Source organism: Paenibacillus sp. MER TA 81-3 (assembly GCF_023713585.1).
Taxonomy (GTDB): domain Bacteria; phylum Bacillota; class Bacilli; order Paenibacillales; family Paenibacillaceae; genus Paenibacillus_B; species Paenibacillus_B profundus.
The window spans coordinates 1-325 of the sequence record NZ_JAMAWB010000109.1; the positions used below are offsets into that span (position 1 = coordinate 1).

Here is a 325-nt window from a genome sequence, read left to right on the forward strand (position 1 = left end):
CCCCGCATCTTTATTGAATTCAAATTCATCTTCTTTCTTTCGGTTACCCTGCGTAATTAAAGGGTTTAATTTCGCCACTAATTCAATCTCGTTTTGGGCGCTGTACGCCAGATTGTCTTTTTCCGAGTAGGCCGTATCTCCAATCACCGTCTCCACTTTCATTCCCGCGACCTTACTTTTTTCAATGAGGGTTTGGAGCTGCTTGCCATCGCTTTGTTCGCCGGTCGTAATCGTGGCCGCCGTTATGATCCGTTCCTCGCTCATGGCGATATGAGTTTTGTATCCGAAAAACGAAGAATCAGCACTTTTGTGACCGACTTTGGCA

Annotated in this window: 1 protein-coding gene; it reads right to left on the reverse strand. The window is 46.2% G+C overall.

The genetic code is table 11. The annotated features are described in order from the left end of the window. A partial coding sequence (locus M3650_RS31455; protein WP_251580289.1) for a transposase occupies positions 1-325 on the reverse strand: 325 nt, incomplete at both ends.